The following is a 12,571-nucleotide window of genomic DNA, read 5'->3' on the forward strand; positions in this document are numbered from 1 at the left end:
CCGCCTCGTTTTAGAAATCTTTCGCGGCGGCGTTATTTTATTTCAACACGTCTCTGGGGTCAACCGCGACCGTTCATACCGCGACCGGTGCCTTGATTGGCGGCAGCGGATCGTAGTCGCGAACGGCGAAATCCCCGATTTCGTATTCGAAGATCGACGCGCGCGTCCGTATTATTTCAAGCGATGGTCTGCCGCGCGGTTCCCGCGACAGTTGCTCTTCGATCAGGTGGCGATGGTTGAGATAAAGATGCACGTCGCCGCCCATCCAGACAAGTTCGCCCGGCTCCAGCCCAGTCTGCTGCGCCATCATGCGCGTCAGCAGCGCCGCGGACCAAAGGTTGAACGGAAGGCCCAACGCCACATCGCAGCTTCGCTGATACAGCAGGCAGTTAAGCCGCCCCGCCGCGACGTGAAACTGGTAGGTCTTGTGGCACGGCGGCAGCGCCATCCGGTCCAGCTCCGCCACGTTCCAGCCTTCGATAATGTGCCGGCGGCTGCCCGGATTGGTGCGAAGCGATTCCACGACCTCGGCGACCTGGTTGATGCCCTCGCCCTTCTCATAAAGACCGTCCTTGCGGTAGCGATAGGTCGGCCAATTGGTCCATTGCTTGCCGTAGACCGGGCCAAGATCGCCCCAACGCTTCGCGAAATCCTCGTCCTCGGCGATGCGCGTGACGAACTCGTCCAGCGCGATCTCGTCCCCGGTTTCTTTTACGTAACGGGCGTGTGGCCACTCGTTCCAGATTTTCACGCCCTGCAGCACGAGCGGCCGGATATTGGTTTCGCCGGTGAGGAACCAGAGAAGCTCGCGCGTCGCGGTCTTCCAGTAGACTCGCTTCGTAGTGATGAGCGGCATTGCCCCGCTCGCCAGATCGTAGCGCAGCATCGCTCCGCAGATGGAGCGCGTGCCGATGCCGGTGCGGTCGCTCCGCTCGCTGCCCTCGTCCCACACCTGCTGCATAAGCGAGAGATACTGCTGCTCGGGATGCGTATCGGCGGGAATCGGGGCGTTGGCCATCCGCCGGGGTATAGGTTGCAAAAGCGCGCTTGCCACCCCGCGATGTCACGATTATAGGCCCGCCTCTATCGCGACGGCATGACAATGCCTTCAGCGTCAGGGCACGGGAAGTAGCTCAGCCTGGTAGAGCACCGTCTTCGGGAGGCGGGGGCCGGAGGTTCGAATCCTCTCTTCCCGACCATTGTTGTTCATTCTTTGAAGCAATGATCAGTGATCCAGACGCGCCGGGGCGGATGAACGCCGTCCAACTCTCGAAACTTTTAGACCTACGCTACCGCGAAGCGCTGAACCTTCGATGGCTTGATCCGGTTTTGCGAGACCGTGCTACGAACGTCTGCAATTGGGGTGGGAAGCGGACTGACCTTTATCCGGCGCCAAGCCTGCAACCGTATTGCTGGGCACGCAATCCAACCCGCTCAATCTGTTCGATCTCCAACTGCATTTCCTCGAGCATCCGGTTCTCAATTTCTCCTGAATTTGCGGCTTTCAAACTGCTAATATGTGCGAGATGCTTTCTGATGGACGCAGAGCTGAGATCAAAAGGACAGTCTTCGTAAGGCCAATCGTTTGCGCCATTCCCGAATATCGAGTGGTTTTCAAAAGATAGGCGGCTGATGGTCCTCTCTCCGCCATCGCAGCCTGCAACGCCCTCGAAGACATCCAGTCCGCGAACTGGCCCGCTTGGCCCCTCGGCTGCAAACCAGCGTGCACATCCGTTTGTCAGGCGATCCTCCCAATACCAGACCAGGCCGAAACCCTTCCAATGAAACTGCGCGCCCGCCCGCGAAGGCACGCTTTCTGGCTTCGGAATTGCCGGGCTGATTATTGGCACCAGCCAGCCATAGACAAAGAGCGGACCTATTGGGGTAAGGGTGACGGCAGCAATAGCTATCGCCGCTGCCAAGATGGCGCAACCAAATGCACGTTGCCTGCCGGATTTCTCTGCCATTGAGTGCAGGCTAGTAGACTGATGGGATGGCCGCAATCGGGTCATAAGCAGACAGTCTGCATTTGTTGAAAAGGTTGCTAAAGCTGACGATCCTTTAGCGCTCGGCGCGACGGCATCAGCTTAAGTCCTTTCAATCGCCTCTATGCGTTCAGGCGATTGCGCCTCCACGCCCGCGCCCCATATCCTTGTCATGAGTGACAGCGACGAAAAGAACCGCCACCGCGCCGTGCCATCGGGGCGACTCTCTCGCTTGTCCGGCTTCGGCCGTCTCGCAGGAGGCGTCGCCGGGGGCATGATGGCCGAGGGCGCGCGGCGCATCTCTGCCGGCGAGCGGCCGCGGATGCAGGACATGCTGCTTACGCCCGGCAATGCGAAACGCCTCACCGACCGGCTCTCGCATCTGCGCGGCGCAGCGATGAAGCTCGGCCAGATGATCAGCATGGATGCGGGCGACGTACTGCCACCGGAGCTGTCCGACATCCTTGCGCGCCTGCGCGACAATGCGAGCTTCATGCCGCCAAAACAGCTCGACAAGGTGCTGGCGGACGAATGGGGCATGGACTGGCGCAAGCAGTTCCGCCGGTTCGAGCCGCGCCCTATCGCCGCCGCTTCGATCGGGCAGGTCCACCGCGCCCTGTTGCGGGACGACCAGATGCTGGCGATCAAGGTTCAGTATCCCGGCGTCGCGCGCAGCATCGACAGCGACGTGGACAACGTCGCAGGCTTGCTGCGCCTGTCGGGCTTGCTGCCGAAAGAGCTCGATATCGTTCCTCTGCTTGCCGCCGCGAAAGAGCAGTTGCACGAAGAGGCGGATTACCTTCGCGAAGCAGAGCAGATGGAGCGGTATGCTGCAATGCTCGGAAGCATCGACGGGTTCGTTGTCCCAGAGCTTCACCGCGAACTCACCACCGGCAAGGTGCTCGCGATGTCGTTCGAGAAAGGCGTGCCGATCGAAAGCCTCGCGGATGAACCCGCAGAGGTGCGCAATACGGTGTTCTCGCGCCAGCTCGATCTCGTCGCGCGCGAGCTATTCGCATTCGGCGTGATGCAGACCGACCCGAACTTCGCCAACTACCGCTACCGGCCCGAGACCGGCGAGATCGTGCTGCTCGACTTCGGCGCGACGCGCGATGTCGCACCAGAGATTGCGGCCTCCTACCGCAAGCTCGTCGAAGCCGGACTGGCTCAGGACCGCGAGACGGCGCTGCGCGAAGCGGTCGCGGCAGGCTTCGTCAAGCAGAGCACCGTCGACAGCCACCGCCAGCGGATCGAGCGGATGGTCGACATCATCGTCACCGAACTTGCGAGTAAGGAGACATTTGACTTCGGCGATCGCGCTTTCGTGCCGATCCTGCGCGACGAGGGCATGGAAATCGCGCAGGATCGCGAGAGTTGGCACGTACCGCCCGTCGAAACCCTGTTCGTGCAGCGTAAGATCAGCGGCACTGCACTGCTCGGAGCGCGCCTCAAAGCGGTAGTCGACCTGCGCCGCACCGTAACGAAAGTGCTCGCCGAGAACCCTGCTCCGGAAGACGAAGCGTGAGGTTGCTCGCGGCTCTGCTGCTACCAGCGGCTACGCTTGGCTGCACCACGCCGCAGAAAGCCGAGGACGATGCGCCGCTGAGCGAAGCGGAGCGCAACGTCCGGTTGTTTGAGGACGCACTCGCCGCCTGTAAGCCCGCGGCAATGCAGCACTGGGTCGGCGAACCTTATTCCGATGCCATGAAGAACGCGGCCTTTGACGACGCCGGCGCGAAAGAGGTTCGGGTCATCCGGCCCGGCGATCCTGTTTCGATGGATTATTTGACTGGCCGGATCAATATCGAACTCGACCGTCAGGACCGCGCCGTTCGCTTCCGCTGCGGTTAGAACGCGAGCCAGACGCAAAAAAGGGGCCGCGTGAAAACCGCAGCCCCTTTTTACTTATGGATCAGATCAAAACTGGATGTTGAGGTCGACGACGGCTCGGTCAGCGCGCAAGGTGTTACGCCCAAGGGCCGTCTCGAAACCGGCGCCGACGCTCATCAGGCCGCGCGTCACTTTCAGGCCGCCCTTAAGTTCAGCCCAGCTCGTGTCGCCCTCGCCTACCGGCAGCAGGATCGGCACATCCGGCGCGGCTGCAAAGCGCACCGTCATACCCTGGTCCGCTCCATTGAGCATATGGACGTAGTTCGCCTGCATCTGAGGGACGAACTGCCAGCCGCTCCCCAGATCGTGCGAACCGGCGAGCTTCGCCCCGAGACGTGCTTCAACCTGCTCGATCGCATAGGAATCGATCGCCAGCGCGGTTTCGCCGCCTGCCTCGGTATAGCCATCGACCGTTTCGCGGCTGTAGGAAACCTGCGCGCGGGGTGTCAGCGTCAGTCCTTTGGCTACGCCCAGGTTCACGCCCGTTTCGGCTACGGCGGACATGCGCTCGCTCGACATATCGCCAGCTAGATCGAACTGCCGTGAGCCATCGAAGGCTCCGCGCAAGGTTTCCGTTTCCGCAAGCTGGTAGTTACCGGCCAGACCGGCGTAAAAACCGCCGCTCATGCGGTAAGAACCGTAGGCCGAAACCTGGTTCATTTCGCTTTCGGCATTACCGAGACCTGCGTTGGTCAAGCCGCTGGCATAACCATAGCCGACGCCGACCGTAAGCCGGTCGCTGACGGCATGTTCGATGCCCATTCCGAAGTGCCGCGACTGCTGACGGTCGTTGAAGTCATTCGTCGCTCCATTGCTGTTCTGTGCTGCAATGACGCCGCCCGATACGAACCCGCTGAACCCTTCGGGCAAGGCGAGCTGCTGGACCCGGCTCGGAGCAAGACTGGAGAAGCCGTTGCGGACCGAAGCGGACTGCTCTTCGACTGCGCCGGCAAGCGCAGCTGCCGAACCGGTAATGCTTAGCGAACCGTCGGAGGCGGTCCCCATCATCGAAAGGCGGTCGGTCACATTGCCGAGCAGCGTCGAGGACTGCTGATAGCGCAGGAGATCCGCTTCCTCGTTGACCGTGGGCGCGAGGTTGTTGAACATGTTCGTCAGCGAGCTCGCGTCCATCAGGTCGATCGTGCCGTAGAGGTTGTAGAGCGAGTTGTAAGACTTGCCCCGCAGCGTATCGAGTGCCTCTGCAAACGCCCGAGCCGTGGGGTTATTCTTTCCGATGATCTCCACGAACTTGCCGGCGCGCAGTTCGGCGATGACGCTGGTGTCCGTATAAGTGAGGTCGGGCCGGAGGACGCCCTGGAAGGAATAAATATTCCCGAAAGTGCCCTGGATCCCGCCGGCTGCCGTAGCAATGACGAACTCGTCGCCGTCGCGCGGCTTCGGCGCTTTCCCGCCGATGGGCTTGTTGAAGACGACGGAAGCTCCTGGCGCGTCGGGATCGTCCGGGTCCGACAAGGAAAGAACGCCCGTGACTTCGAAAAGGTCGGCGCCAGAACGGCTCGCGTCGATGTAGAGCGCAGAACCCGATGCGAGGATGACGTTACCATCGACGGTAAGCGTTCCGATCTCGTCAGCACCGCCCGGTGCGACGATCCCGGCTACCGATGTGAGGAACGGGGTTTCGAAGGTTCCGGTGCCCGAGAGCAGACCGCTGAGCATAAACGCCTCGCCGGTGCTGAGCAGACCGTCGACATTCGTCCAGCCGCTGATCTGCGTCCAGTCGCCAAGCGTCGTCAGCGATGCGTCTTGCGTAATGTCGAGCACACCACCTTCCATCGTCAGGCGGTCAATCGTGACATCCGCATCCGACAGCGTCGTGATGCCCTCGTACAGGGTCACGTCGTAGTAGCGCGGCTTGATCCTGTTCTGCACGTCGCCCGAGAAGTTGTTCGGAACGAAGTTTTCCGTGCCCGGCCCGCCTTCGACGAAATACTGGTCGCCGCTCGCTCCTACGATCGGGTCCTGGTCGAACTCTTGGCATTCGCCAGTTTGCAGGAAGGGCGGAGATAGGACGATGCCGCAAACCTGGCCGTATTTTGCCCCTTCGCCGCTGAGCTCGGCACCGGGCGCATCCGGAAGCCGATTTATCAGCTCGCCGTCGAGCGCGACGTAGTAATTGGGGTCCATTGCCTGAACCCAGTGATCGGGATCGGTCCACTGACCGTTCTCGCCCTTGGTCGTCGCATAAACGTAGGGATTGTTCGCGACGATGACCTGCCAGAACGCATGAAGCGGCTGGTAAAAGCTGTAAGAACCGTAAGCATCGCCAAATGCAGCAGCGCCGAAGATACTACCGCCGCCCGACAATACGCCCAGGACGAGATCGAGGTCATACTTTTCGTCAAGGATCAGCGGACCGCCGCTATCGCCGCCGGCTGTAGTACCTTCGCGCGGAAGGGAGACGTCGTCGGTGCCGAACACGCCAAAATCGAGCCGAAGCTGCGTCGTGTCGTAGATACCCTCTGGATCAGTGAACGAGGTCCAATAAAGGTTTTGCTCCAGACCGCTGCGGGAACCGAAAAGGCCCTCGTCATAATCGTCCAAAGAACCGAGGAAGGACACGAAGTTTTCCGCAGACCTGCGGCGGAAGTCGATGCCCTGATTACCGAGTGCGTTCGTGCCTGCACCGCCGTAGCCAGAAATGGTCACATGCTCTTGATCATCAAGCGGCGTAAACAGCATTGCCCACGTAGGCACGTCGAACGCAGGCGTATCGAGCGTGGCGAGCGCAATATCCGCTTCCAGGAACCCGAATTCCAAGGATCGCTCGTCGTACCAAATGTAATTGGAATTATAGAACGAGCGACTCTCGACCGTATTGAAGCCGTTGTTGATCCAGGAAATAGCGCCCGGACGTGCGTTCTGCTCAAACCCGAAACCGATGGGCGTTCCGCCGGTGTCCGCTCCATACGCCTCTTCGGGACGGCTATTCACGCAGTGTGCAGCGAACAAGACGGTGCGCGGATTGATCAAGGTTCCCGTACATAGTCCGACCGATCCGTTGCCATTCCAGATAATCATCTGACCGATGCCGTTGACGCCATCGATATCGAGACTTCCGTCGGGATTGTCTGTATTGGGATCGATATCGTCGCGGGTAATGATCGAGGGATCATACGGGTCGTCGCCAAGGTTCAATTCGATCGAAATCGTTTTCCCGTCGTAGGAGCCACTGCCCGGCGCGACGCTTACGTCATTGTCTTGCGCAGCCAAAGGCATAGCAGCAGCGAGTGCACCAAGCGAAGTTGCTGCGACGAGATTGCGGCGAAGTTGTATATAATCCAGCATGAGCGTCCCCTTATCATCGGATTTGAAGGGTCAGCTCAACTTTCGAAAATAACGACTCGGCGACCCTGATAAGGATGGAACGTAACGGCCTGACGGCAGATGCAAACAGTTAATTCATATTTTATTAACTATTCTACTCCGCCGCCTTGCGAACTCATGCAATTTAAAATAGCGGTTCTTAACCTCTGTTTTAGTTTGCGGTTTGCTGCTCCGCGATCCAGCGGTCGATATGCGCTTCCAGCACGTCGAGTGGGACTGCGCCGTTCTCCAGCACGGCATCGTGGAAGTCGCGTAGCGAGAACTTCGCGCCCAGTGCCTCGGTCGCCCGTTCGCGCAATTCTCGTATTTTGAGCTCGCCGATCTTGTAGGCCAGCGCCTGACCCGGCCAGGTGATGTAGCGGTTGACCTCGGCATCGATGTTGCCAGCGCTCAGCGCCGTGTTTTTGGTCATGAAATCGACCGCTTGCTGCTTCGACCAGCCTTTCGCATGCATTCCCGTGTCGACCACGAGCCGGGTTGCGCGCCACATCTCGTAAGACAGGCGCCCCATCTGCTTGGCCGGCGTGTCGTACAGGCCCATCTCGATGCCGAGCCGCTCCGAATACAGGCCCCAGCCTTCGACAAAGGCGGTGAAGAATGTGCCGTTCTGCCGCAGCGGATGCATGTCGAGTTCCTGCTGCAGTGCGATCTGCTGGTGGTGCCCCGGAACTGCCTCGTGCACGCCGAGCGCAGGCATTTCGTAAAGCGGGCGCTGGTCGAGGTCGGTCGTGTTGACGCGGTAGATCCCCGCCTGGCCGCTCGCGAGCGAACCCGGCTCGTAATAGGCTGTCGTATTTCCCGGCGCCTGCGCGGCCGGGATCGGCAGGACCGTGTAAGGCTGGCGCGGCAGGGTGCCGAACAGCTTGGGCATCCAGCCGTCGATCTCTTTCGCGAGCGCGCCCGCATATTCCATCAATTCTTCGGACGACTTCGCGTAGTATTGCGGGTCGGTCCGAAGGTGCTCGATATAGGCTTCCCGCGTATCGTAGCCCGCTTCCTTCGCCACCTCTTCCATCTCCGCACGGATGCGGGCGACTTCAGACAGGCCGAGCCGGTGGATCTCGTCCGGCGTCATGTCGGTCGTGGTGAAGCTCGCGACCCGGTAGGCGTAATAATCGTCCCCGCCCGGTGTTTCCAGAATGCCCGGCGCGCCGGTCCGGCACTTCGGCGCGTATTCGTTTTCGTAGAAGTCCAGGAACTCGCGGTAGGCCGGGAAAACGCCGTCATTGAGCGCAGTCCGTGCGCGCGACTGCAAGGCGCTCCATTCGCTGTCCGATATGGTGGACGGCTTTTCCGCGAACGGCTGCCAGAATGCCGTCTCCTCAGGATCGTCGGCAATGTTCTTCGCGAGGTTTTCGGCAAAGCCTTCCATCGGGCCGCAGGGCTGCGTCAAACCGCGCGCCACGGCTTCGCGCGAACGGGCGATGCCTTGCGCGTTGTAGGCGCCGTAAGCTTCGAGCCGCCCTACGTAGCTTTCGTAGTCGGCAAGCGTGAAAAAGGGAGAGCGGTAGGGAAGCGAGGAAACCGACTGGAACCAGCCGCCGCGATTGGTGAACAGGATATAGCGCGACTGATCGAACGCCGCGCCCGCGATATCGTCTTCAAGGCTGCGCTTCAAAATCGCGTAATCGACCCGCAGATTGTCCGTCAGCGCGCTTTCGTCGATCGCATCGAGGCGCTGCACGAACGCGCGTTTGTCGGCGATCTCCTGCTCGTATCCGGCGATGGACAGGTCGCCCAGCTTACCGTCCCCCCGCCGGTCGCCGACCGAAGTGGCGAGGTAGGGACTGTTATCGAGCGTCCACTGCCAGATTTCCTCGCGCAAGGCTTCATACCGGCTCGCCTCGGGCGAAACGGCTTCCTGCGACTGCGCGGCGGCGGGTCCGGATACGAGGATAGTGGAAGCGGCGGTGGACATGGCCAGCGCGGCGAGAATGGATTTCAAGGGCTCTCTCCTGTCTGTTGCCGTATTCCCTATTGCGCCGCGGCGTCCCGGTCCAGTAGGCCCAGCCCATGAGCCAAAAACCAAGCGTCCTGTTCGTCTGCCTCGGCAATATCTGCCGTTCGCCGCTAGCCGAAGCCGCCTTTCGTGCGCGCGCCGAGGAAGCGGGGCTCGACGTGGAGACGGACAGCGTCGGAACCGCCGGCTATCATATTGGCGAACCGCCCGATTTGCGCAGTATCGCGGAAGCCGCCAATCACGGTATTGACATATCGGGCTACCGAGGCCGGCAGTTGTCGGCAGACGACTACACGCGATTCACCCATATCCTGGCGCTCGATCACAGCAACCTCGCCGATATCAGAGAGCGCGCACCCGCGAACTCGACGGCGAAGATCGCTTTGCTGCTCGACCAGGTTCCCACCCGGAAGGGCTCGGCAGTCGACGATCCCTATCACGACGGCGCGGACATGTTCGCCTTGACGTGGAAACTCGTGGACGAAGCGGCGAAAGCGCTCGTCGCCGAATTGCGCGATGGCAGCGATTGAGGATCTTGCCAAGCGCCTGACCGGGCAGGCCGTTACTTCGGTAGAGCGCTTCGCGGGCGGCGACATCTCGGGCGCGAGCAAGGTCAAACTCGCAGACGGCACCATGATCGTCGCCAAGAGCGGGCCAGTGGTGGCCGAGGAAAGCCGGATGCTCGAAGCAATGCGCCGGGCCGGCGCACCGGTGCCGCGGGTACTAGCCTGCGAGAACGACGTGCTTTTAATCGACTACGTAACCGGCGCCGGCGCGCTGTCGGGCGATGCATGGATCTCGCTCGCGGAAGCGCTGACGAAGCTGCGCCAACCTACGCGCGCGCAATACGGCTGGAACGAAGACTATGCGCTGCGCCATGTAGCGGTAGAGAACGATCGCGCCGAGGATTGGCCGACATTCTGGGCGGAGCGGCGCCTTTTATGCCACGTCCCGCATCTTGAGAGCGCCCTCGCGCGCCGGATCGAAGCGCTGGCGAAGTCTCTGCCAGATCTCCTTCCCGCCTCGCCGCCGGCCGCACTGCTACATGGGGATCTGTGGGGCGGAAACATCCTCGTTAGCGGTAAGAACATCAGCCTGATCGACCCCAATGCCTACTACGGCGACCGGGAAGTCGATGCCGCGACGCTGACAGTGTTCGATAGTCCGGCACAGGCCTTCTTCGACGCGCTCGATCTCGAACCGGGATGGGAGAAGCGCCAGCCGATCTACCGACTGTGGATCTGGCTCATCCACGTGCGCCTATTCGGGGGCGGATACGAAGGTTCGGCCATGCGCGACCTCGATACGCTCGGTTTCTAGCCGCCGCGCAGCAATTGCACGCCGTAGTCGCGTTCGAAGAGGTAGAGCAGTACCCGCGCCGCCTCGCCCCGCTCGCCGGTAAGGCCGCCGTCGCGTTCGATCAGCAGCCGTGCATCGTCATGTGCCTTCGGCAAAAGCCGCGTAATTTGCTCGAGGCTCGCGACATTGAACGCGTTGTCGCCCGACTGACGCGTGCCGAGCAGTTCGCCCCCGCCGCGCAGGCGCAGGTCTTCCTCGGCGAGACGGAAGCCGTCCTGCGTCTCGCGCATCAGCGCCAGCCTGTCGCGCGCAGTTTCGGACAGTTCATCCCCGCGCAATAGAAGGCAGACCGACTTCTCCGCTCCGCGCCCGACCCGTCCGCGGAGCTGATGCAGTTGTGCGAGGCCGAACCGCTCGGCCTGCTCGATCACCATCAGCGTTGCGTTCGGGACGTCCACGCCGACTTCGATGACCGTCGTCGCGACGAGCAGCTTCGCATCGCCGCGAACGAAGGCCTGCATGTTCGCGTCCTTAACTTCGGGCGCGAGCTGCCCGTGGACAAGCGCGACAGCCTCCCCGAACCGTTCCTTGAGCGTAGCGAAGCGCGCTTCGGCAGCGGCAATGTCTTCGGTGGCGTAATCGCTCTCGCGGACCATCGGACAGACCCAATACGCCTGCTGCCCGGTCTGGAGGTGACGTGCGACCCCCTCAACGATCTCTTCCATCCGCCCGGTAGAGGCGACACGCGTATCGATTGCCTGCCTGCCCGGCGGCAGTTCGTCGAGCTTGCTGACATCGAGTTCGCCATACTGCGCCAGCGTCAGCGTACGCGGGATCGGCGTCGCGGTCATCGCCAGCGTATGCGGCGCGCGCTTGCCCTTGCTCGCCAGCATCAGACGCTGCGCTACGCCGAAGCGGTGCTGCTCGTCGATTACGACCAGTGCCAGGTTCTTGTAGGCGACGCTGTCCTGAAAGATCGCGTGCGTGCCGACGAGGATGTCGATGCTACCGTCCATCAGCCCCATTAGGGTGGACTCGCGCGCCCGGCCCTTGTCGCGCCCCGTAAGCAGCGCGATGTTGACTCCGGTCGGTGCCGCCATGCGCCGCAGCGTCTCGTAATGCTGGCGCGCCAAAATTTCCGTCGGCGCGAGCATCGCGCTCTGCGCTCCCGCTTCGGCCGCGATCAGCATGGCGGACAGGGCGACCACGGTTTTGCCCGCTCCGACATCGCCCTGCAGCAGGCGGAGCATCGGCGATTCCTGCGCCAGATCGCCTTCGATCTCGCCGATCGAGCGGGCCTGCGCTCCGGTCAGCGCGAAGGGCAGGTCGAGCTTGTCGCGCAGCCTGCCGTCGCCTTGCAGCGACAATCCATTTCGGCGCCGGTTGTCCGCCCGCACCAGCATCAGCGCGAGACCGTTCGCGAGAAGCTCGTCATAGGCCAGCCGGTCGCGGGCGCGCTCGTTCTCGCCCTTATGCGCCAGGACCAGCGCATCGCGCCAATCAGGCCAGCCTTCCTTTTCGAGCAGCCCGGGTTCGATCCACTCCGGCAGCTGCGGCGTACGCGCCAGCGCCTGCTCCACGAGCCCGGCCACGCGCGGCTGCGTCAGTCCTTCCGAAAGAGCATAGACCGGCTCGCACAGCCGGCCGAGCGAGGCGTCGCTGCGCTCCAGAATGTGATCGGGGTGAACGATCTGCAGCATGTCGCCATAGCGGTCGACGCGGCCCGCGATCCAGCGCAGCTCGCCGACCGGAAGCTGCTTCTTCGCGGAATAGGACGCACGACCGAAGAACACGAGCGCGCAGACGTTACCGGTCGCGTCCTCTGCCAGCACCCGGTGAGGCCCCCGCCCCGTGCTCCCCAGATGCTGTGTCGGCGTGAGCGCAAGCACCACCTGCTCTCCGACTTCCGCTTCGTCGAGGTTCGAAATCGCCCGGCGCGTGACGAAGCGTTCGGGGAGGTGATAAACGACATCGCGCAGCCGCGTCAGCCCGAGCCGGTCGAGCGGCTTCTTCAGCTTCGGTCCGACCCCGTCCAGCGTATCCGTTTCGGCGAACAGGGGATTGAGAATGTCGGGGCGCATGACCCCGCCTC

General features: G+C 62.0%; 9 protein-coding genes and 1 tRNA gene. 5 read left to right on the forward strand and 5 right to left on the reverse strand.

What is annotated here, in order from left to right; translation table 11 throughout:
* Positions 1–73 precede the first annotated feature (73 nt).
* Positions 74–1,018 carry a thymidylate synthase gene (thyA, locus tag HUV48_RS04110; protein ID WP_176266467.1) on the reverse strand — a complete coding sequence of 315 codons (945 nt, stop codon included), beginning with the start codon at positions 1,016–1,018 and terminating at the stop codon, positions 74–76.
* Positions 1,019–1,122: 104 nt separating this feature from the next.
* Between thyA and HUV48_RS04115 the strand changes: the two genes are divergently transcribed.
* A tRNA-Pro gene (locus HUV48_RS04115) sits at positions 1,123–1,199 on the forward strand.
* 183 nt (positions 1,200–1,382) lie between these two features.
* On the opposite strand, the gene HUV48_RS04120 is transcribed toward HUV48_RS04115, so the two are convergent.
* Entirely contained in the window at positions 1,383–1,967 is a 585-nt protein-coding gene (locus tag HUV48_RS04120; protein ID WP_176266468.1) for a hypothetical protein, read from the reverse strand.
* Positions 1,968–2,157: 190 nt separating this feature from the next.
* Between HUV48_RS04120 and HUV48_RS04125 the strand changes: the two genes are divergently transcribed.
* Entirely contained in the window at positions 2,158–3,510 is a 1,353-nt protein-coding gene (locus HUV48_RS04125; RefSeq protein WP_176266469.1) for an ABC1 kinase family protein, read from the forward strand.
* A complete protein-coding gene (locus HUV48_RS04130; protein ID WP_176266470.1) occupies positions 3,507–3,836 on the forward strand; it encodes an I78 family peptidase inhibitor in 330 nt (109 codons plus the stop codon). The genes HUV48_RS04125 and HUV48_RS04130 overlap by 4 nt, the downstream gene beginning before the upstream one ends.
* Positions 3,837–3,902: 66 nt before the next feature.
* On the opposite strand, the gene HUV48_RS04135 is transcribed toward HUV48_RS04130, so the two are convergent.
* A complete protein-coding gene (locus tag HUV48_RS04135; protein WP_176266471.1) occupies positions 3,903–7,181 on the reverse strand; it encodes an autotransporter domain-containing protein in 3,279 nt (1,092 codons plus the stop codon).
* A gap of 190 nt (positions 7,182–7,371) precedes the next feature.
* Positions 7,372–9,138, reverse strand: coding sequence for a DUF885 domain-containing protein (locus tag HUV48_RS04140; RefSeq protein WP_176266703.1), 1,767 nt, complete (start codon positions 9,136–9,138; stop codon positions 7,372–7,374).
* A gap of 95 nt (positions 9,139–9,233) precedes the next feature.
* On the opposite strand from HUV48_RS04140, the gene HUV48_RS04145 reads away from it, so the two are divergent.
* Together HUV48_RS04145 and HUV48_RS04150 are read left to right on the forward strand one after the other, a co-directional pair.
* Entirely contained in the window at positions 9,234–9,710 is a 477-nt protein-coding gene (locus tag HUV48_RS04145) for a low molecular weight protein-tyrosine-phosphatase (protein WP_176266472.1), read from the forward strand.
* Positions 9,697–10,500: a fructosamine kinase family protein gene (locus HUV48_RS04150; protein WP_176266473.1), complete on the forward strand. Its 804-nt coding sequence runs from the start codon at positions 9,697–9,699 to the stop codon at positions 10,498–10,500. Before HUV48_RS04145 ends, HUV48_RS04150 begins: the two co-directional genes overlap by 14 nt.
* Here HUV48_RS04150 and recG read toward each other — a convergent pair.
* On the reverse strand, positions 10,497–12,560 hold the full coding sequence (gene recG / locus HUV48_RS04155) for an ATP-dependent DNA helicase RecG (protein WP_176266474.1): 2,064 nt from the start codon (positions 12,558–12,560) through the stop codon (positions 10,497–10,499). The two genes, HUV48_RS04150 and recG, sit on opposite strands and share 4 nt — an antisense overlap.
* Between the last annotated feature and the right edge of the window lie 11 nt (positions 12,561–12,571).

This window comes from Qipengyuania atrilutea (genome assembly GCF_013370205.1).
Taxonomy (GTDB): Bacteria; Pseudomonadota; Alphaproteobacteria; order Sphingomonadales; family Sphingomonadaceae; genus Actirhodobacter; species Actirhodobacter atriluteus.

Coding starts and splice junctions, on each gene's coding strand:
- thyA (WP_176266467.1), bottom strand. CDS start 1,018: ATGGCCAACGCCCCGATTCCCGCCGATACGCATCCCGAGCAGCAGTAT.
- HUV48_RS04120 (WP_176266468.1), bottom strand. CDS start 1,967: ATGGCAGAGAAATCCGGCAGGCAACGTGCATTTGGTTGCGCCATCTTG.
- HUV48_RS04125 (WP_176266469.1), top strand. CDS start 2,158: ATGAGTGACAGCGACGAAAAGAACCGCCACCGCGCCGTGCCATCGGGG.
- HUV48_RS04135 (WP_176266471.1), bottom strand. CDS start 7,181: ATGCTGGATTATATACAACTTCGCCGCAATCTCGTCGCAGCAACTTCG.
- HUV48_RS04140 (WP_176266703.1), bottom strand. CDS start 9,138: ATGTCCACCGCCGCTTCCACTATCCTCGTATCCGGACCCGCCGCCGCG.
- HUV48_RS04145 (WP_176266472.1), top strand. CDS start 9,234: ATGAGCCAAAAACCAAGCGTCCTGTTCGTCTGCCTCGGCAATATCTGC.
- HUV48_RS04150 (WP_176266473.1), top strand. CDS start 9,697: ATGGCAGCGATTGAGGATCTTGCCAAGCGCCTGACCGGGCAGGCCGTT.
- recG (WP_176266474.1), bottom strand. CDS start 12,560: ATGCGCCCCGACATTCTCAATCCCCTGTTCGCCGAAACGGATACGCTG.